Source organism: Leuconostoc citreum, from assembly GCF_007954785.1.
In the GTDB taxonomy this organism is placed as follows: domain Bacteria; phylum Bacillota; class Bacilli; order Lactobacillales; family Lactobacillaceae; genus Leuconostoc; species Leuconostoc citreum.
Window position 1 is genome coordinate 1,065,623 of the sequence record NZ_CP042410.1, and the last position, 20,784, is coordinate 1,086,406.

At 40.6% G+C, this 20,784-nt stretch carries 19 protein-coding genes; 3 read left to right on the plus strand and 16 right to left on the minus strand.

What is annotated here, in order from left to right:
• Positions 1–17 precede the first annotated feature (17 nt).
• On the minus strand, positions 18–530 hold the full coding sequence (locus FGL72_RS05270; RefSeq protein WP_004903484.1) for a tRNA (cytidine(34)-2'-O)-methyltransferase: 513 nt from the start codon (positions 528–530) through the stop codon (positions 18–20).
• Positions 527–1,684 (minus strand): AI-2E family transporter, encoded by a 1,158-nt coding sequence (locus tag FGL72_RS05275; protein WP_004904145.1) that lies wholly within the window; start codon positions 1,682–1,684, stop codon positions 527–529. Before FGL72_RS05275 ends, FGL72_RS05270 begins: the two co-directional genes overlap by 4 nt.
• A gap of 173 nt (positions 1,685–1,857) precedes the next feature.
• Between FGL72_RS05275 and mvaD the strand changes: the two genes are divergently transcribed.
• The 3 genes from mvaD to fni are packed head-to-tail and all read left to right on the plus strand — an operon-like array spanning position 1,858 to position 4,885.
• Positions 1,858–2,808 carry a diphosphomevalonate decarboxylase gene (gene mvaD / locus FGL72_RS05280; protein ID WP_085698915.1) on the plus strand — a complete coding sequence of 317 codons (951 nt, stop codon included), beginning with the start codon at positions 1,858–1,860 and terminating at the stop codon, positions 2,806–2,808.
• On the plus strand, positions 2,801–3,820 hold the full coding sequence (locus tag FGL72_RS05285) for a phosphomevalonate kinase (protein WP_004904148.1): 1,020 nt from the start codon (positions 2,801–2,803) through the stop codon (positions 3,818–3,820). Before mvaD ends, FGL72_RS05285 begins: the two co-directional genes overlap by 8 nt.
• 3 nt (positions 3,821–3,823) lie before the next feature.
• Positions 3,824–4,885, plus strand: coding sequence for a type 2 isopentenyl-diphosphate Delta-isomerase (gene fni, locus FGL72_RS05290; RefSeq protein WP_040190060.1), 1,062 nt, complete (start codon positions 3,824–3,826; stop codon positions 4,883–4,885).
• Between the two features lie 14 nt (positions 4,886–4,899).
• On the opposite strand, the gene hpt is transcribed toward fni, so the two are convergent.
• From hpt to purS, 14 genes are all read right to left on the minus strand, one after another.
• Positions 4,900–5,463: a hypoxanthine phosphoribosyltransferase gene (gene hpt, locus FGL72_RS05295; RefSeq protein WP_085698913.1), complete on the minus strand. Its 564-nt coding sequence runs from the start codon at positions 5,461–5,463 to the stop codon at positions 4,900–4,902.
• Positions 5,460–6,755: an adenylosuccinate lyase gene (purB, locus tag FGL72_RS05300; protein ID WP_004908177.1), complete on the minus strand. Its 1,296-nt coding sequence runs from the start codon at positions 6,753–6,755 to the stop codon at positions 5,460–5,462. The genes hpt and purB overlap by 4 nt, the downstream gene beginning before the upstream one ends.
• Before the next feature lie 178 nt (positions 6,756–6,933).
• Positions 6,934–8,151, minus strand: coding sequence for an OFA family MFS transporter (locus FGL72_RS05305; protein ID WP_085698911.1), 1,218 nt, complete (start codon positions 8,149–8,151; stop codon positions 6,934–6,936).
• Between the two features lie 131 nt (positions 8,152–8,282).
• Positions 8,283–9,086, minus strand: a complete 804-nt coding sequence (locus tag FGL72_RS05310; RefSeq protein ID WP_139987899.1) for an alpha/beta hydrolase — start codon at positions 9,084–9,086, stop codon at positions 8,283–8,285.
• A 67-nt stretch (positions 9,087–9,153) separates the two neighbouring features.
• Positions 9,154–10,818 (minus strand): formate--tetrahydrofolate ligase, encoded by a 1,665-nt coding sequence (locus FGL72_RS05315; RefSeq protein WP_085698907.1) that lies wholly within the window; start codon positions 10,816–10,818, stop codon positions 9,154–9,156.
• Between the two features lie 41 nt (positions 10,819–10,859).
• Entirely contained in the window at positions 10,860–12,113 is a 1,254-nt protein-coding gene (gene purD / locus FGL72_RS05320) for a phosphoribosylamine--glycine ligase (RefSeq protein WP_085698905.1), read from the minus strand.
• Between the two features lie 173 nt (positions 12,114–12,286).
• On the minus strand, positions 12,287–12,748 hold the full coding sequence (locus FGL72_RS05325; protein WP_085698903.1) for an 8-oxo-dGTP diphosphatase: 462 nt from the start codon (positions 12,746–12,748) through the stop codon (positions 12,287–12,289).
• A 67-nt stretch (positions 12,749–12,815) separates the two neighbouring features.
• A complete protein-coding gene (gene purH, locus FGL72_RS05330; protein WP_085698901.1) occupies positions 12,816–14,342 on the minus strand; it encodes a bifunctional phosphoribosylaminoimidazolecarboxamide formyltransferase/IMP cyclohydrolase in 1,527 nt (508 codons plus the stop codon).
• Positions 14,339–14,929, minus strand: a complete 591-nt coding sequence (gene purN, locus FGL72_RS05335; protein WP_085698899.1) for a phosphoribosylglycinamide formyltransferase — start codon at positions 14,927–14,929, stop codon at positions 14,339–14,341. Before purN ends, purH begins: the two co-directional genes overlap by 4 nt.
• Positions 14,923–15,960, minus strand: coding sequence for a phosphoribosylformylglycinamidine cyclo-ligase (purM, locus tag FGL72_RS05340; protein WP_085698897.1), 1,038 nt, complete (start codon positions 15,958–15,960; stop codon positions 14,923–14,925). The genes purN and purM overlap by 7 nt, the downstream gene beginning before the upstream one ends.
• On the minus strand, positions 15,957–17,579 hold the full coding sequence (purF, locus tag FGL72_RS05345) for an amidophosphoribosyltransferase (RefSeq protein WP_004904170.1): 1,623 nt from the start codon (positions 17,577–17,579) through the stop codon (positions 15,957–15,959). Before purF ends, purM begins: the two co-directional genes overlap by 4 nt.
• The gene (gene purL, locus FGL72_RS05350; RefSeq protein WP_085698895.1) at positions 17,561–19,783 is read right to left on the minus strand and encodes a phosphoribosylformylglycinamidine synthase subunit PurL; all 2,223 of its coding nucleotides are present in this window, start codon (positions 19,781–19,783) and stop codon (positions 17,561–17,563) included. Before purL ends, purF begins: the two co-directional genes overlap by 19 nt.
• Before the next feature lie 59 nt (positions 19,784–19,842).
• Entirely contained in the window at positions 19,843–20,511 is a 669-nt protein-coding gene (purQ, locus tag FGL72_RS05355) for a phosphoribosylformylglycinamidine synthase subunit PurQ (RefSeq protein ID WP_085698893.1), read from the minus strand.
• Positions 20,508–20,774 carry a phosphoribosylformylglycinamidine synthase subunit PurS gene (purS, locus tag FGL72_RS05360; RefSeq protein ID WP_004903526.1) on the minus strand — a complete coding sequence of 89 codons (267 nt, stop codon included), beginning with the start codon at positions 20,772–20,774 and terminating at the stop codon, positions 20,508–20,510. Before purS ends, purQ begins: the two co-directional genes overlap by 4 nt.
• Positions 20,775–20,784: the final 10 nt, after the last annotated feature.

Below are 20,784 nucleotides of genomic sequence, written 5' to 3' on the forward strand. Positions count from 1 at the left end.
ATCTAGCTGTCAAGCGCCTACTTCAACTTATCTTGTTCATACGTATGCGTTGTTTCCAAGTTTTGAAAACTTTGTTGACGTAATGCTTCATATAAGACAATCGCAACCGTGTTAGATAAGTTCAATGACCTAATGTGTGTATCATCTTGGGGTATACGAATGGCTTTTTCAGGATTCTGTCGCATAAATACCTCTGGTAAACCAGTCGTTTCTTTACCAAACAAGAAGTAATGGTCACCCTGAGATTCAGCATAATCAGGCTGTGTATAATCCATATTAGCAAACTTCGATACCAGATATAAATGATCTTTTTCAGTCAACGTCTCTAGAAAATCAGGTAAGCTAGCATGCTTGACCAACTGCACATGATCCCAATAATCAAGGCCTGCACGTTTAACATGCTTATCATCTAATTCAAAACCAAGCGGTTCAATGAGATGTAAAACAGCATCAGTCCCTGCTGTGGTACGCGCAATATTACCAGTATTAGCTGGCATCAAGGGTTCAAATAATACGATATGATTTGTCATTTTAATCCATCTTCCAATTCTTCTTTAAAAAATTCTGAGTTACTACGCCACCAAGTATAGATACGCGTGACAATAACTTTAATCACAGCATAAGCTGGAACAGCCAACACGACACCTAACACGCCAAATATGTGACCACTGCTTAGCAGTACAACAATCACAGTTACCGGATGAATTGATAATGCTTCACCAAGAATTTTTGGCGCAATCACATGCCCTTCTATAGGTTGCTCAATAGCTAATACAATAATCGCTAAAATTAATAGTTTTGGTCCACCAGCAATCAAGGCGACCGCAAAGACCGGCACTTGTGCCAAAATAGATCCAACGTAAGGTATCATATTAAAGATACCTGCCATAAGTGCTAGCAAAATACCATACGGTAAACCAATGACCGTATACCCGATACCAAACATCACCATTACAGCGAAAGCCACACCCAATTGGCCTCGAATATACTGCGCAATTTGTTTACTAATATCTGTTAATAATTGCCCAATAGAGCGCTGTGCTTTTCTAGGAAATTTTTCAGATATAAAAGCTGAAAATTTGTGCCCATCTAACAGCATATAGTAAAGAATAAAAGGTGTTGAGACGGCGGTAACCCCTACACTTGTCAAAGTAGAAGCAAACGTACCTATGCCAGCTACACCACTCGTCAAATATTTACGACTCCAGTCGATCATGCTCTGATTGATGTTGGTATTTGTATTATTCAAAAACTCGCGTACTGGCCTAAACTGCGCGGATTTGAAAGTTTCATTAATGAAATTTTGACTCGTACGCCAATAGTCAGGCCAGTTATTAATAAAGGCAATGATTTGGTCACGCAAGACAATGACGACCACCGCTAAAATACCAGCAATGATAGCCAACAGTAAAATCAAAATAATCGCAATAGAAAGTCGACGTGGCATGCGCGTGTATCTACTCATCAAATTGATCAACGGACTCAGCAGATAATATAACACACCGGCAATCAATATTGGTGCACCTACTGCAGTAAATAATGCACGCACTGGCTCAAAAATAAATCGAATTTGCCAACTTAAAAAAATAATTAATAAGATAAGCAAAATAACTAACAGCCCGTTTAAAAGATTATTGCCGGAAAACCAGCGCCTATACCATGATGGCTTTTCGTTGTTTTTCATTGTCAGAAGCCCTCTATTTTTTAGTTTATTAGTTTATAATTTTAGCTTGTAATACCATCATATCATACTCTAAATGTAATCGTTGATTGGTTGTTTCACAATTAAATTGCGTTAGTGTCTCTCCATTAAAATATATGATATTATTAAGTTAGCTTAATTTTAGGAAGAACAATATGCCTTCAACTGCAACAGCCCATACAAATATAGCCCTAATCAAGTATTGGGGCAAAAAAAATACGCGTTTGAATTTACCAACAACGTCGTCAATTTCATTAACACTCGACCAATTTTATACGAAGACAACAGTCACACCAAATAGTCAGGCTGATCAATTATTTATTAATGGCAACGCCACCGACGCAACGCGTGTACACAACTTCTTAAATAATTTGCGCCAATATTTAGGTGATTTTGAACCTTTAACTGTCACTTCCAATAATCATGTCCCCACAAGTGCCGGACTGGCTTCATCGGCATCCGCTTTTGCGGCCTTAACCGCAGCCACAGCACGTGAACTGAACTTCAATTTACCCTTAACGACACTCTCCCGGCTCGCTCGCCGTGGCTCTGGGTCAGCATCACGTTCATTCTATGGCCATTTTGCCATTTGGCATGAAGGTATTGATGATACGTCGTCTTTTGCCGAAAGTTTGAATGCGCCAGCTATGCCAATCGCATTAGTCGTTGCTGAAGTATCTGATGCCGCCAAAAAAGTTGGTTCCACAGAAGGGATGCGGCGCGCCATCACTTCTCCGGACTATCAAGAATGGTTACGTGAAAGTGCTAAACAATTAGTTGATATGAAGCAAGCCATTCAGCACAGTGATATTGAAAAAATTGGTGCCATCGCCGAAAAAAATGCCCTCAGTATGCATGCTTTGAATTTAACCGCACGTCAAAAGCCTTTTACATACTTTACTTGTGACACGCAACGTATTTTATCTATTGTCTCTGATTTGCGTCATCAAGGCATATTAGCTTTTGCTACCTTAGATGCAGGCCCTAATGTTAAAATAATTACAACTTTGGATTCCGCTAAGCTAGTCGAAGCGGCTTTGTTATCTGAATTACCGGCACTTCATGTTCAAACCGCTACAAGCGGTTCAGGTATTATTTATGACTAAAATACTCATCCCCGGCAAACTATTTTTAGCCGGTGAATATGCAATTACACATCCAGGAAATACCGCATTAATTGCGACAACAAAGACTGGTTTATCTGTTGAAATAGAATCAGCCGCCCAAACATCGGTCATACATTCCAATACAATTACTACCGATTGGCATTTCAACATTACAGAAACCGCAATAGTTAGCACTGACGACTGGCGTTATGTCAGAGCAGCCGTCAATATTATGCAAGCTTATACCACAACAAATCAATTCAAACCATTAAGCAATATTAACGTCAACATCACTAGTAATCTTAACAGTCCCTTTGGTAAAATCGGTCTTGGCTCTTCTGCAGCTGTCGTTGTGGGCATAGTTGAAGCTATTAATGCACAATTTAATCTGAAACTACCAATTTTAACACGCTTTAAATTGGCTAGTCTTGCCCATCTACATGTTCAAAAAAACGGGTCCCTGGGTGATATTGCAGCTATTATGTATGGTGGTGTGATTGCCTATCAAAGTCCTGATTTATCCAGTTTTAGACAAAATGATGAAAATTGGCTTAGACCATCATTGGCTAACAAAATTTGGCCAAAATTGCATATTGCGCAGTTGCCTTGGCCGCCAAAGTGGCAGTTACTTTTAGGCGCCACTTTGGAGTCGGCTGATACAAAATCAGCGCTAGAACATTTTATTTTATCAAAACAATTTATTACAGAAAGTCAACAAATAGTCCAAAACCTTATCCACACCATTGCTCAAGAAGATTATCCACAATTAGCACTAGGTTTGCGTCGCAATCAAGAGCTACTGCAAAACAGCTTACCCACAGGCTATATTACGCCTAAACTTGCCCATTTACTCGAAAGCTTGACCAATATAGCTGGTAAAATTAGCGGTGCTGGCTTTGGCGATAATGGCTTTGCGGTACTGCAAAACAATGCTGAACAACTAGAGTCAGTTTGGCAACGATATCAAATTGTTGCACAACCTATTATCATTTCACCACAAAAGCGAGGTTAGTCTATGCGTGAATCAGCTCAAGCTCATCGCAAAGATGAGCATTTGTCACTCGGCGTCAATCTTTGGCGTCAGCAAAATTTTCTCACACCTGGTGCAAGTTACGAAGATGTGAGATGGTTGCCTGTAGTGTTCCCAGAGATGGCCGTATCCGACACCGATGTAAGTGTTGATTTGTTTAATCATCATTTTGACTGGCCTTTTTATATCGAGGCTATGACAGGAGGCTCTGAACTCACCGGACGAATCAATAGTCAGCTAGCCGAAGTGGCTAGAACAACCAACTTAGCCATGGCGGTTGGCTCACAATCTATTGCACTCAAAGAACCCGATCTTGCGAGCACTTTTAAAGTTGCTCGCAAACAGCATCCGGATGGCTTTTTAATTGCTAATTTAGGTGCCGACCATCCAATTGAAAATGTTCGCGCAGCTGTTGATATGATTGATGCCAATGCCATTGAAATGCATGTCAACGTTGCCCAAGAATTAGTCATGGCCGAAGGCGATCGAGAATTTTTTTGGCTAGATAACTTGGCTAACGTTATTGCCAAATCGCCTGTCCCCGTTATCATTAAAGAGGTCGGCTTTGGTATGAGCCAATCAGCTATAAAAACAATTCAACAATTGAATCCAGCTGCAATCAATATCGGTGGCGCTAACGGTACCAACTTTGCAGTAATTGAACGTCGTCGGAATCGCCAAGCTGAAACATTGAACATTGATCAATTTGGTTTATCAACAGTTGAAAGCCTTATTTCTGCTCAAATCATGCAAAATCAATACCCTATTATTGCAACTGGTGGTATTCAATCAGCCAATGATGTGATTACGAGCTTGATGTTGGGTGCAACATTAGTCTCTAGTGCTGGCTTTATGTTAAAAACATTAATGGATGATGGGCAAAGTGCTTTAGTACAACAAATTGAGGGTTGGCAATCTGCTTTACCACGATTACTTACCCTACTGGGTGCGCAATCCAACCAAGAGCTCGCCGAAAAACAACGTCTGTACTCACCCTCTTTACAAAATTTCATCACACAACAAAAAGCGTCACCTGAAAATAGGTGATGCTTTTTGTTAGTTTATTTAATTAAATCAACCTTGTCAAAGTCAACAACAGCAATAACTGGTAGATTGCGGAAAAAATTGTTATAGTCCATACCGTAGCCCACTAAAAATTCGTCAGGCACATCTAAACCAAAATAATCAACTTCAAAGTCAACAACACGTGCTGCTTTTTTATCAGCTAAAGCCACAGTCGTCACACTAGCGGCTCCTTTTAGCTCAAAGTAGTTATGCAACCACTGCATCGTACGTCCTGAATCGATAATTTCATCAACAATCACAACATCTCGACCAGTTAAGTCCATGCTGACATCATGAACCACTTTAACTTGACCTGTTGATGATGCGCCAGTATAACTTTTTACATCAATAAAATCAAAATCAACATCCAATGCCATTTTGCGTAGTAAGTCGGTTGCAAAAATCACCCCACCCTTTAACACAGCAATAAAAACTGGCCGTTGCTCGTGCTCAGCAAATTGCAATGTTAATTCGTTAGCCACCCGTTGCACCTGGGCTTGAATATCTGTTTCGGTTGCTAAAACTGTTTTAATCGCTGGATGGTTAATTAATGATTTCATGCCAAACCCACTCTCTTGAAAATATCATCAACATGACGCAAATGATAATGATAATCAAATGCATCATCAATTTGTGCCTTGCTCAACTTGTCTGTAATTGTGGGATCTGCATCAACCAACTCACGGAACATTAAGCGTTCATCCCAAGAACGTGCTGTTAAAGGTTGCACAGTATCATATGCCTGTTCGCGTGATAATCCGGCATCAATAAGACTCAAAAGTAAACGCTGAGAATAAATTAAACCGTACGTACGATCCATATTTTGACGCATTGTATCAGGGAAAACACCCAAATTATTCAAAATACCTGTTTGGCGGTCCAATATATAGTCTAATATTGCTGTTGCATCAGCTAAAATAATGCGTTCCGCAGAAGAATGAGAAATATCACGTTCGTGCCATAAAGTCACATTTTCAAGTGCTGTCACAGCATAGCCGCGCAACACACGTGCCAAACCAGTAATATTTTCATCACCAATTGGATTACGCTTATGCGGCATAGCGGAAGACCCTTTTTGGCCTTTGGCAAAGCCTTCTTCAACTTCATGAATTTCCGAGCGTTGTAAAGAACGAATTTCTGTTGCTAATTCTTCCATTTGTGTTCCAATCAAGGCAATAGTTTGAATGTAATCCGCATGCAAATCACGTGGCAACACTTGTGATCCAATTGGTTGTGGTGTTAAGCCAAGTTCTTTCATAGCCACAGCCTCAACATAAGGGGGCACGTTGGCAAATGTGCCTACGGCACCAGATAATTTACCGGTTTCCACTTCTGCCGATACACGGTCGAATCGTTCAATGGCACGTGATGCTGACGCGTAAAAACGTGCCATCTTCAAACCAAATGTAGTTGGTTCAGCATGAACACCGTGTGTCCGTCCCATCATCACTGTGTCCTTATACTTTAAAGCTAAAGCTTTTATGGCTGCCTGCCATGCTTTTAAATCTTTCTTGATAATGTCATTGGCCTGTCGCAAACGCAAGGCCTGCGCGGTGTCAACAACATCTGTTGACGTTAAGCCATAATGAATCCATTTACGTTCCTCGCCCAACGATTCAGAAACGTTACGCGTAAAAGCAACGACATCATGACGCGTCGATAATTCAATTTCGGCGATACGATCAACATCAAATGTTGCATGCTTGCGAATTTTGACTAAGTCAGCTGCCGGAATATGCCCTGCGGCAACCCAACCAGCATCAACAGCAATTTCAACATCAAGCCAAGTCTGATATTGATTATGTAATGACCAAATATCACGAAGTGCTTGACGAGAGTAACGTTCTATCATTTTAAGATTTCCTCTGCTTAATTAGTGTTCTATCTTGCAATTCAATTGTACCAGTTAAATGTGCCCTTGCGTTCGTTATTTTATTAGTTTTATCTCACAAACTCCGTTTTTCATCACCTAAAAGCGAACAATGGAGCTGTTTGATGATATCAAGACGAACGTTAGGATTGTAAACGTTTTATTGAATTAATGTTTGCTGGGGTTTAACTACCCAAGTTGCGATGATATAAGCAATAGCGTACAGTACAGCGATTGCAATAAACACGTTTTGGTAGGGCATCTTCAAACCATGTACAATAAAACTGGCTAATTGATTACCTGATAAACCAGCTGCCGCCCAGGCAGTTAAAGCCACGCCATGAATTTTTGAAATTGCTTGCATACCAAAGCGATCCGCGAGCAATGGTGGTAAAGCTGAGAAACCGCCACCATAACCAGCATTAATTAAAAAGAAAGTCATAACTAGTACAATAGGCATGAGGCGACTAGCATCTGGTAAGAAAAATGCGGCCAATGACATCATTAATGACATGGCAAAAATAATACGATAAATCGTGTTGCGGTCACGCAATCTATCTGAAAAAGTAGCAAAGCCAATACGACCTGCGGCGTTAAAAAACGCATCAATACTAACAATCGTAGCAATAGCGGCTACTGAGAAGACGGCTGAACCAGAATCATTATGAAGACCTGACAAAATATCTTTTTCTTGTGAAATAATGGCTAGCCCAGCAGTAATATTTAAATAAAACATCAACCAAATACCAATAAAATTCGTGTTTTTAATCAAAATCATTGGGCTAAAACGATTTTTCAAAGGTTTTTCATGCCAATTAGCTGGTTTTCTAATCAATAACGCCCCACTTAACATCATCAACGCAAAAATGACACTCAAAATCACAAACATTTGCCACAGACCAGCACTTTTTTGCAGTGACATCATAATTGGTGAAAAAATCATTTTTGACAAACCAAATCCAGCAACCGCTAATCCAGTCCCTAGGCCTTTATTGTCTTTAAACCATAACATCAAATTTTTGACCGGTGTCAGATAACCGATACCAAGACCAATGCCCATGATTACCCCATAAAAAATATAAATACCCACCAGCGATTTCTGCTGAATACTGATGCCTGTACCAACCATACCCACAACAAAGAAAGCAGTAGATAACATAGCTGATTTTTTAATATCCCGCTCAACAAAAGGTCCCAAAACTGCAGCTGATAAACCTAAAAACAAAATAGCTATCGAAAATGCCCATTCAACGCTTGGTACCGATTGCCCAATGCTATCAGCAATTGCTTGTTTAAAAACACTCCAAGCATACACTGTTCCAATACTGCCGTGAATGAGTAGCGCTGGCAATGCTGCTCGTAACCACTTATTTTCCATGTGACTGATTCTCCTAATAATTTATCTTATCATTTAATCATATTTTTTAAACGGTGTAAACAAAATACGTATATTTAATAATAAAATGAGATTAATATAATTAAAAACACGAACTTTTTTCAGTTCGTGTTTTACGACAGTCGTTTTTCTTGTTGATAATTAATCGGTAGCCACTCAAGCACACGCTCAATTTGTTTATCCCAGTAATACCATTCATGTTCACCGTGACTTGTTTCAAAAACAACATCATATCCCAACGCTTTAATTTGCGCTATCGATTGCTGATTATTTTCAAACAAATAATCTTCTTCACCAATCCATGCATATAATTTTGGTAGGTTCGTCTGTTGTTGCGTTTGTTGCTGTGCAAGCGCCAGCAAATCATTTTCTGACCCCTCAAATTTTGACAAATCACCAAAAATACCACGCCAGTAAGCATCATTTTGCCATGTACTACGCTCAGGAAAATTTGGATTGCCCATTAAAGCACCAGATAATGAAGCTGCATAACTAAATTGTTGGCTGCTAAAAGCCATTTTAAAGGCCCCATAACCGCCCATTGACAAACCTGCAACAAAATTTTTCTCCCGCCTACGAGATAGTTGTGGTAATAAAGTAGCCACTTTTTCAGGTAATTCTTGTAATAGTGCATCAAAATACGCCATACCGTATTGCGTATTGGTATACCAAGCCAAATCTGTGGATGGCATAACAATAGCCACTGGTGTTTGCCGAACCAGTCTTTCAATGCTTGTCCGACGTGACCAAACTGCCTGATCACCTGACATACCATGCAAAAGATAAAGGACTGGAATATCTTGCAAGTCCGCGTTTCTCCATTGTGGATTATGATCAGACAATTCAGGTAAAATCACATGCATGATACGATCCATACCCAAAATTTGGGAGTAATAATTAATTTGTAAATACGCCATTCAAATTATCCTTTCCTCAATTTATACAACGCAAACAAGCGTTACCAGCTAGCAGACCAACATATTCTTAAAACAGACCTGTAATTTTCCCTGTCTCATCAATGTCAATATCAAGTGCCGCTGGATGTTTTGGTAACCCTGGCATCGTTAAAATAGACCCAGTCATCGCCACGAGAAAACCTGCGCCTAATTTGGGCACAAACTCACGAACATGTATCACAAAGTCTTTGGGTGCGCCCAATCGTTTAGGATCATCAGAAAACGAATATTGCGTTTTAGCCATAATAATCGGCAATTTGTCCCACCCTTGCGCCTTAAAAGCCATGAGTTGTTTTTGCGCTGTTGCCGATAATTCAACGCCTAACCCACCATAAATTGTGGTGACAATCGCATTAAGCTTATCAATTGCTTCATCTTCTGGTTGATAGAGTGGTGTGTAGTCTGCTTCTTGATCAGCTGCTTCAATAACCGCTGCTGCCAAATCTTGTGCTCCGGCGCCACCTTCTGCCCAAACTGTTGTCGTATAAGCTGCTGCACCAAAGGCCTGTGCATAGTCCTTAATCGCTTGAATTTCCGAATCAGTATCAGCAGAAAAACGATTAATAGCAACAACAACAGGTACACCGTATCGGCCCATTGCCTTAAGATGCTGACCTAAGTTTTCTAAACCAGCTGCTAGTGCTGTTAAATTTTCATTATTCAAGTCAGCTAAAGCCACACCCCCATGATGCTTTAAAGCACGCACTGTGGCAACTACCACAATTGTATCAGGTGTCTTGCCTAGTATTGGGACTTTAACATCCAAAAACTTTTCACCACCCAAATCAGCACCAAAGCCACCCTCAGTGACTGTATAGTCAGCTAATTGCAGCGCTGTTTTAGTCGCCAAAATTGAGTTTGTTCCCTGTGCAATATTAGCGAATGGGCCACCATGAACAATCGCTGGTGTATGTGCCAGCGTCTGAACTAAATTAGGCATAATTGCGTCTTTTAATAGCACAGCTAAAGCACCTGAGACACCTAAATCAGCGACTGTTACAGGTACTTTCTCATAAGTATAACCAACCACAATACGTGCAACACGCGCTTTTAAATCCATTAAATCCGTAGATAATGTTAAAATAGCCATCAACTCAGAAGCTACCGTAATATCGAAGCCGTCTTCTCTTGGCACGCCCGATGTTGGGCCTCCCATACCAATTGTGATATGGCGCAAAGCGCGATCATTGATGTCCAAGACACGTTTCCAAATGATGCGACGTGGGTCAATATTTAATGGGTTGCCTTGTTGTAGGCTATTATCTACAACAGCAGCCAAGGTGTCATGTGCGGCAGTTAAGGCATGAAAATCACCTGTAAAATGGAGGTTAATATCAGCCATCGGTATCACTTGTGACATACCACCACCCGTTGCACCACCTTTCATTCCCATCACAGGTCCAAGGGACGGTTCACGCAAAGCAATCATTGTTTTTTTACCAGCTAACGCCAGTGCATCAGCTAGACCAACTGTCACGGTTGATTTTCCTTCACCTGCTGGCGTTGGATTGATAGATGTTACCAAAATCAACTTCCCTAAGTCCTTTTTGCGGGAAATTGTAGGATCTAATTTAATTTTAGCTTTATCATAACCATAAGGTAAAATTTCATTTGGTTTCAAACCGGCTTTTTCGGCAATTTGTGTGATTGGTAATATTTCAGCTGATTGCGCAATGGCGATATCGGTCTGCATCGTTTTAACTCCTCGTTCCGTCATAGTAAGTATTAACTAGCTCATTCTTTCGCTTCGTGTGCTATTGCCTGATAAGCAATATCATGTCTGTATTGAAGTGATGTATCTAATTGATCAATTTTATTATAAACTTTTTGTTGTGCCAACGTGGTGTTCACATCATGGGCTACCACTGTTGCAACGCGCCCACCACTGGCAATGCCGTTTTTCACACCAGCAAAATTAATTACTAACGGTGCAACATCTTTATCTGTTGGCACTTGTGCGCCTTTTATAGGCGCTTCCGGATAGCCCTCAGCCGCTAGAACAACACCAACATAAACATCAGAGGTTTGCCAGTCAGATGTGATTTGCTCACCATGACATAATTGGTTGATTAAATTATAAAAATCACCAGTGTATTGTGGCAAAACTACTTGTGCTTCTGGATCCCCAAAGCGCACATTAAATTCAATGACCTTTGGCCCATCGGCAGTCAGCATGACCCCTGTGTATAACACACCAGAAAACGGTGTGCCCTCCGTTGTCATTGCTGCAATCGTTGGCATCACAAGTTCAGCAATTGCACGTTGACGCGTTACGCTATTAATCCAGCGTACGGGACTATATGCGCCCATTCCACCAGTATTAGGTCCTTTATCGTGATCAAAGCGTCGCTTATGATCTTGAGCCAGCGGTGCGTGTGTCACAATCCCGTTTTGCCCCACCAATGAAAAAATAGAAAATTCGACACCTTCTAAATATTCTTCAATAACTAATTTAGCTTTGGGTTGATGCTTATATACTTTAGATAAATAAGCTTTTGCATCGGCTTCACTTGTAATAATAGACACACCTTTACCCAAAGCTAAACCATCTAATTTAAAAACAATTGGCAACCCGAGTTTTTCTACAGCAGCTATAGCGTCAGCCATTGAAGATACTGTGCAAGATTGGGCTGTTGGGATGTGATACTTTTCTAAGATGTGTTTCGTAAATGACTTTGACCCTTCTAGTTGTGCTGCGACTTTACTAGGTCCAAAAATAGTTAATCCCGATGCTTGAAAAACATCGACTACGCCAAGTGTTAATGGTTCCTCGTTACCAACAAATGTCAAATCAACAGCCTGTTGAATTGCTAACTCACGTAAGCCAATTAAATCAGTTACGGCAACCTCAGCCAGTTGGATTCCCGTATCACGCATCCCATCATTTCCTGGTGCAACAATAACCGTTGTTACTTGTTCACTACGTAAAAATGCCTGTGCTAAAGCATGCTCTCTTGCCCCTGAACCAATGATTAATATTTTTTTCATCTTATCCTCTGAATGTTCGTTTTATGACCTTATACATTCCTAGTTTACCAAAAAAAAAAGCCTTTGTGTTCGTATATAAATTATCTTTTTCTAACAAAACAAAAAATCATTCGTAAATAACGAACAATCAGACGTTTTTTTAGTTACTAAACGAACGTTTGTATTTTAACCATCTACAACCAATTGAGCGTGGTTTCTCCGGTACTCGTTTGATCAAGTGACAGTTCACTAATTGTTGGTTGGTCAAAAACCGGTAGCATGGCCATAAAAGTTGGTGGGGTTACCATGTCTTTTAATGCCTCACGCGTCGTCCAAAAAATATGCCCCTCACGACTAGTCTTGATATCGCCATGATAGTGGTTCGTTTTGAACAACATCACAATATATCGACCATTTGCTGTCAAAGGCCACTCTTTAATACCTACAAATCTCAAATGATTAACATGTAAGCCTGTCTCTTCAAAAGCCTCACGAATCACACTGGCAACAATTGTCTCACCATTTTCAATATGACCACCAGGAAATGTCACCCCAGGCCAAGCAGGATTTTTGCGATCTTCAACCAAAATTTCTTTTGTTTTTGGATTTTCAATCATAATCATATTCGTTAATTCAATCGGTATTGTACGGTCCATAATAACTCCTTATCAAAAGTATAGCATAAAAAAAACACCCATTAGTGGCTGGGTGTTTTAGCTAATTTTAGTGCTTAAAATGACGTGTACCTGAAAAGACTAAGGCAATGCCTAATTCATCTGCTTTGGCAATTGAATCTTTGTCTTTAATAGAGCCTCCTGGTTCAACAACGGCTCTAATACCATTTTCTGCCGCATACTGTACTGAATCATCCATTGGGAAGAATGCATCAGACGCCAAAACAGCTTCATCAAAGCCAGACTTAACTGCCGCTTTTTGGATTGCATAAACTACGGAGTCAATACGGTTAGGCTGACCTGCACCCATACCTAAAGTCTGCCCATCACGGGCAACAATAATTGCATTTGATTTCACATGTTTAACAACTTTTTGCGCAAAAATCATGGCACGTAACTGTGCCTCAGTCGGCTGTACTTTTGACACAACTTCAAAGTTAGCTTTTGATTCAGTATACAAATCACGTTCTTGCACAACAACACCGCCTAATACAGATGTCACTTCTAACTTTTGCGGTACGGTTGTCGTAAATGGTACCGTCAACAAACGCAAATTCTTTTTAGCTGACAGAATGTCAAACGCTTCCGGTGTAAAGCTTGGTGCAATAATAATTTCCAAGAAAATAGCGTGCATTTTTTCAGCAGTAGCAGCATCCACTTCACGATTCAAAGCCACAATACCGCCAAAGATAGAAACATCATCTGCAGCAAAAGCCTTATCCCAAGCTGTTTCAATTGTTGATCCCTGGCCGATACCTGCAGGATTCATATGCTTAACAGTCACAACCGTTGTTTCTTCGAATTCAGCAATAATACGTAACGCAGCATCCGCATCGCGAATGTTATTATAAGACAATTGTTTACCGTGCAAAATATTGGCATTCAAAACAGAATAATCTTCAGGCAAAGCTGTTTTGTAAGCTGCTGCTTTTTGATGTGGGTTTTCGCCATAACGCATATCATCAAACTTTTCATAAGGTAGCGTCAAGTTATTTGGAAATTCTGATACAGTCAAATAGTCAGCAATTAATGCATCGTAAGCTGCCGTATGTTGAAACACTTTGGCTGCCAATGATTTACGGTAATCAGCATCTACTGAACCAGACTGTAACTTATCTACGACGACATCATAATCGGCGGGATCAACAATCGGCAAAACACCAGCAAAATTTTTTGCGGCTGATCGTAACATTGAAGGACCACCAATATCAATATTTTCAATGGCCTCAGCTTCTGTCACACCGTCTTTTTGAATTGTTGACTTGAAAGGATACAAATTAACAACTACCATATCAATTGGTGTAATGTCGAATTCCGCCAGTTTTGCCATATGTTCTGGTAAATCGCGACGCGCTAACAAGCCTGCATGAACACGGGGATGCAATGTCTTAACACGCCCATCCAACATTTCCGGAAAATCAGTCACATCGTCAATGGCGATCACATCCAAACCGGCTGCTGCCAGTACACGATGTGTCCCACCTGTTGACACCAATTCATAACCCAAAGCCACCAATTTTTCGGCAAATGGGACAAGTCCTGTTTTATCTGAAACACTCAATAATGCACGGGTCATTTTAAAAATACTCCTTCGTTAAGTAACTTTTCTAAGGTATTAGGGTATAAAACATGTTCAACATGATGAATACGTGTCTCTAAATCAAGCAAGGTATCACTAGAAAAACGTGGCACAGATTGTTGCGCAATAATTTCACCTGTGTCAATGCCATTATCGACAAAGTGCACTGTAACACCAGTCTCATCAACACCGGATTCATAAGCATCCAAGATACTATGTCGTCCAGGAAACTGAGGTAACAGTGCTGGATGTAAGTTGACAATTTTGCCAGCATAAGCATCAATGAGTTTTGGTGTTAAAATACGCATATAACCTGCTAGTAAAATACCATCCACTTCATCTTGGGTGAGTTGATCCAAGATTACCTGTTCAGCATCGATTTTTGTATCATAATCTGAATATTTAATAAAAGTTGCTGGTACACCAAATAATTTGGCCAAATTTAATGCCCCTGCACTTGATTTGTCAACAATCAAGCGCACGACTTCAGCATTTAACTGACGTTGTAAAATGGCATCATGTAACGCTTGAAAATTTGTCCCAGTACCGGAAGCAAATATTGCTAACTTGACTTTTCTTACCATGGGGCATCCCCAGTCCACACAACAGGGTTATCTTGACGTGACGTCATTTGCCCAATGACAAATGCAGATTGACCACTTTCTGACAGCATTGTCAAAACACGTTGTTTATCTGCTGGTTTGATAATTAATACCATGCCTAAGCCATTGTTAAAAGTCAATAACATATCTTCGATTGACAACTGACCTGCCGACTGTAAAGTATTGAAAATTGATAAAATTGGCCAACTACCCCAAGCAATTTCTGCTGATAGCTGTGATGAAAACGCTCGTGGTAGATTTTCAGTGATGCCACCACCAGTAATATGTGCCATCGATTGAACTAAACCAGCGGATACCAGTGGCCAAACTGCTGCCGCATACAATGCAGTAGGTGTCATTAGTGCTGTCTTTTGTTCGTCAGGTAATGCATTAAAGTCATCTGCTGTTTGTATACCTAATACGTGGCGCACTAGTGAATAACCATTTGAGTGAATGCCAGAAGATGGTAGGCCAATTAAAACATCACCAACACTAGCATTGTCAGGCCTCAACAATTGTGCCTTTTCAGCAATGCCAACTGCAAAGGCTGCAAGATCATAATGATTTGGTGCATATAAACCGGGTAGTTCCGCACTCTCACCACCAATTAACGCCATACCTGATGCTTTTGCTGCTTTTGCAATACCTGTGACAATTTCAGCGACGATTTCTGGTCGCATCTTATCTACAGCTAAGTAATCCAACATAAAAGCTGGCTTAGCCCCTTGCGCCAAAATATCATTAGCCACCATGGCTACCAAATCTTGGCCAATTGTTTGATGTTGATTGGCTGCAATAGCTAATAATAATTTTGTGCCAACACCATCAGCCCCAGAAACCAATACCGGATTTTTATAGTTTTGTCCCAAAGCAAAGGCTGCCCCAAAACCACCTATACCATCCAAAACATTTGGTGTGTATGTATCAGCCACTGCATCTTTCATTAACTCAACAGCACGTTCGCCTGCCTTAATGTCAACACCAGCTTGTTGATAAGCATTTTGTTCACTCATGCTTCTACTCCCTGAATTGTTTGTGAATCTAAATGAATTGTCCCATCATCCTGTAAGGCTTCATTTCGCAATGAAGCAACTTGTCTCGGATGGTATGTTGTCGTTGGTTCTTCAGTAAAATCAACACTACCCGCTGCAATAAACTGAGATAAACTTGCTTCATAATCATAAATTGGACTGGGATAATGACCGTCAAAATAAGCCGTTGTTAAGCCTGTGCCTTTCCCGTCATAAGGTAAATCAATTGCTTTAACAAGTGCCTTAACCGATAAGAAACCAAGCGAATCTGCTTCAATTTTTGTACGCATTTCGTCTAACGTGTTATTGGCACCCATTAATTCATCGGTTGTTTGCATATCAATACCATAAAAAGATGGAAACTTGAATACTGGACTAGCAATGCGGACATGCACCGACTTGGCGCCAGCTTCTTTTAACATGCGTATGATATACATTGATGTTGTCCCACGAACAATCGAATCATCAACTAAGACCACGTTTTTATTGCGAACAACATCCTTCACTGCACTCAATTTCATGCGAACAGCACGTTCACGTTTATCTTGAGTTGGCTCAATAAACGTACGCGCAATATACTGATTTTTCACTAAACCTAATTCGTTTGGTAGGCCAGTTGCTTCCGCAAAACCAGCGGCCGCTGATAAACTAGAATTTGGTACACCTACCACAATATCTGCTTCAGGTACAGGTTGCTCCGCTGCCAAAGCTGCCCCCATACGTTTACGTGCTTTGTGGACATTGACACCATAAATCGTTGAGTCTGGCCTTGCAAAATAGATATATTCCATCGCGTCAATATTCAATGTGGTTTTATCGGTATAGGTGTCAATAGTCAAACCATCATCATTAATGATTAGTAATTCCCCTGGTTGTACATCACGCACGAAACGTGCCCCAATAACATCTAAAGCAGCTGTTTCCGAAGTAACAATATAATTTCCTTCTGGCATTTGTCCGACAACAAAAGGACGGAATGCATGTGGATCAAGTGCGGCATATAATCCTTCAGGCGTCAGCAGCAAATATGCAAAGCCACCTTTCACAGTGTTTAATGATTCTTTTAACTTATCCACAAATGTAGTCGCTTTAGAACGGCGAATTAAATGCAGAAGAATTTCTGAATCTGATGAACTTTGGAAAATTGAACCGTCTTCTTCCAGTTGCTCTCTCAGTGACATCGCATTCGTCAAATTACCGTTATGAGCTAAAGCCAGTTGCATATCATGAAAGTTCACCATTAAAGGTTGAATATTTTCAACACCGTGTGATCCGGCAGTTGCATAACGTACATGCCCAATCGCACTCTTGCCCACTAAAGCTTTGATACGTTCAGGGTCGCGGAAAACATCGCTTAGTAAACCCAAGCCTCGTTCTTGCCATAAATGGCCATTGTTATTGGCGACAATTCCTGCCCCTTCTTGACCACGATGTTGCAAGGCATGCAACCCATAATAGGTTAACTGGGCCGCATCCTCGCATCCCCAGACACCAAAAATACCACATTCTTCATTTAAACTACGTACATTGACACGCGTCTTTTCGCTTTCACGGGCATGTTGTTCTATCGCTTGCTTTTGCGCTATGCTTTTAATTGACATGCGAGACTCTCCTGATATACCTTTTTTGTTGCTGTACGAGATAGCATAATGGTTTGATTGGTTGTCACTACTTTTAGGACGTCATCATCTGTCACAATACCAATTTTAGTTGCTTGTGTCCCTGCTAATTGTTCAAACGCTTCGGCTTTTTCGGCCGCTACGCTGACAACAAAACGGCTTGGTGTTTCGGCAAATAAATACTTATCTGCCTGTTTTGTCTGAACATCAAAACTCAAATCACCAGCGAAACTACTTTCAAGCAAACCAACAATTAACCCCCCCTCTGATAAATCATGCGCACTCGATAACAGTTGCTTTGAAATAGCTGAATAAACTAATTTTTGGGCAGCTATTTCGGCTGTGTCGTCAAACGCAAATAATTGACCTGTTAACTCACCGTGCTGCATCTTTTGAATTTCTGATCCATTAAAACTGTCATTGGTTTCACCAATAACGTAAATGCTATCACCAGCATGCTTAAAATCAACCGTTGTCGCATTTGTAATATCAGATAACAGACCAACCATGCCAATCATTGGTGTTGGATAAATCGCCTGACCATCCGTTTCGTTATACAGTGACACATTTCCTGAAATAATTGGTGTATTGAGTTGCTTTGCTAACGCGTTAATACCGGCTGCCGCTTGATCGAGTTCATAATATACTTCTGGATTGTCTGGTGAACCAAAGTTCAAACCATCAGTAATGCCAATTGGCAAAGCGCCTGTTGCCACAATATTACGAGCAGCTTCAGCCACAGCCATCTGGGCGCCTACAAATGGATCCAAATAAAGATAACGTGCATTCACGTCTGTAGTCATAGCTAACGCTTTTTTTGTACCACGTACGCGTACCAAACTGGCGTCACCACCTGGTTTAATGGCCGTATCAGCACGTACCATTGAATCAAAATGACGGAATAACGCGGTTTTAGAAGCAATGGTTGGTTGCGCAATCAAGTCTAAAATTGTTTGTTTCACGTCGTTAACGGCTGGTTCAAACTGTGCTGATGAAAATCCAGCGATGCGCTTAGGTTCAGCCATTGGCAAATTTTGCTTCGGTGCATGTGTCAAAAAGTCAATTGGTACATCAGCAACTATTTCATCATCAAAGGTTAAAATATAGCGACCATTATCAGTGACATTACCAATGATTACTGCATCCAAATCAGCGGCTTGGAACAAATCAATTATTGCCTGTTCCTCACCACGTTTAACAACGAGTAGCATCCGTTCTTGTGATTCTGACAACATCAATTCATACGGTGTCATGTTTGTTTCACGTTGTGGCACACTATCAAGATTAAGCGTGATACCCATACCCGCTTTTGCTGCCATTTCCGAACTTGAAGATAACAAGCCAGCCGCACCCATATCTTGAATACCGACAATAATATCAGAATGTTCACGCACAGCTTGCAACGTTGCATCCATGACTAATTTCTCTAAAAATGGATCACCAACCTGAACAGCCGAACGATCTGACTCATGTGCTGTTGAAAATTCAGCTGATGCAAACGACGCGCCATTGATACCATCTCGCCCTGTTTTAGCGCCTACATAAATAATTGAATTACCAACGCCCTTCGCTTGCCCAACTTGCATAGCTGCTTGATCCATCAGGCCAACAGCCATCACGTTAACTAGCGGATTGCCTGCGTATACCGGATCAAAACTAATTTCACCACCAACTGTTGGGATACCAATGGCATTGCCATAACCGGCAATACCGGCAATTACCCCATCAACAATGTGTCGTGTATGTGCATCATCTAGTTCCCCAAAACGAAGCGAATCAAGCACTGCAATTGGTTGTGCACCCATTGAGAAGATATCACGTAAAATGCCACCGACACCAGTCGCAGCACCCTCATAAGGTTCTACAAAACTTGGATGATTATGGCTTTCAGCTTTGAATACAACTGCTTGCCCATCCCCAATATCTAAAATACCAGCACCCTCACCTGGCCCTTGCAATACCCGTTCATTAGTTGACCAAAATTTTCGTAAAATCGGTTTTGATTTTTTATAGGAAACATGTTCCGACCACATACCAGAAAAAATACCTGTTTCTGTAAAATTGGGCAATCGTTTTAGTTCAGATACAATCAGCTCATATTCAGCTTCAGTTAATCCCCATTGTGTATATATTTTTGAATCACGAACTTGCTCAGGTGTAAGTTCATTATTAGTGACCGTTGTCATACGTCTATTGCCTTTCATATCTTAGCTATTTAAAACTCGTTAATCGGTTGATTGAAAAATTAAGCCTTTGTGAGAATCCCTGATAAAATACTTTTAAAGAATTTTTGCCCATCAATATTTCCCGTTACTTGATCAACTGCTCTTTCTGGGTGTGGCATCATACCAAAAACATTCCCCTTCTCATTCATAATACCGGCAATATCATGTGCTGAACCATTTGGGTTATCAACATAACGAAAAACAATTTGGTGATTTTCTTCAAGTTTGTCCAAAGTTGTTTCATCAGCGAAATAATTTCCCTCACCATGAGCAATAGGAATTAAAATCGTATCGTCATTGTCATAAGCGTTGGTATAGGCCGTATTAGGATTAGCAATTTCTAACTCAACTTCATCGCAGATAAATCCTGGTGTTGCGTTCATCAATAATTGGCCGGGTAACAAACCTGCTTCAGTTAAAATTTGAAAGCCATTACAAACGCCAACAATCAGTTTACCGGCATTAGCGGCCTGTGTAACTGCCGACATGATTGGTGAAAAATGGGCAATAGCGCCTGTTCTAAGATAATCACCATAAGAAAAACCACCTGGTAAAAAAATAGCATCAAAACCAGTAAGATCATTTTTTTTGGCGGAAATAATTTGCGCATCAACGCCAAAATCTTGCAGTGCGTATAACATATCAAAGTCGCAGTTTGATCCAGGAAAACTAATAACTGCCGCTTTCATAGCGTCACCTCATCTTCTACCAAACTCAAGTCAAAGCGATAGGTTTCTGTATTTTGGTTGATTAACAAAGCAGTCGTAAAACTCTCTACTTCAGCTGTAGCAGCATCAACATCTTTAGCGTTTAATTTTACTTCGAAGTATTTACCCTGTGTCACTTGTGAAATGCCTGCATAGTCCATACGGTGCAAGGCTGATTTAATCACCTCACCCTGCGGGTCTAAAATCGATGGCTTATAAGTAACATAGATTTTTGCTAAATACATGAATTTTCTC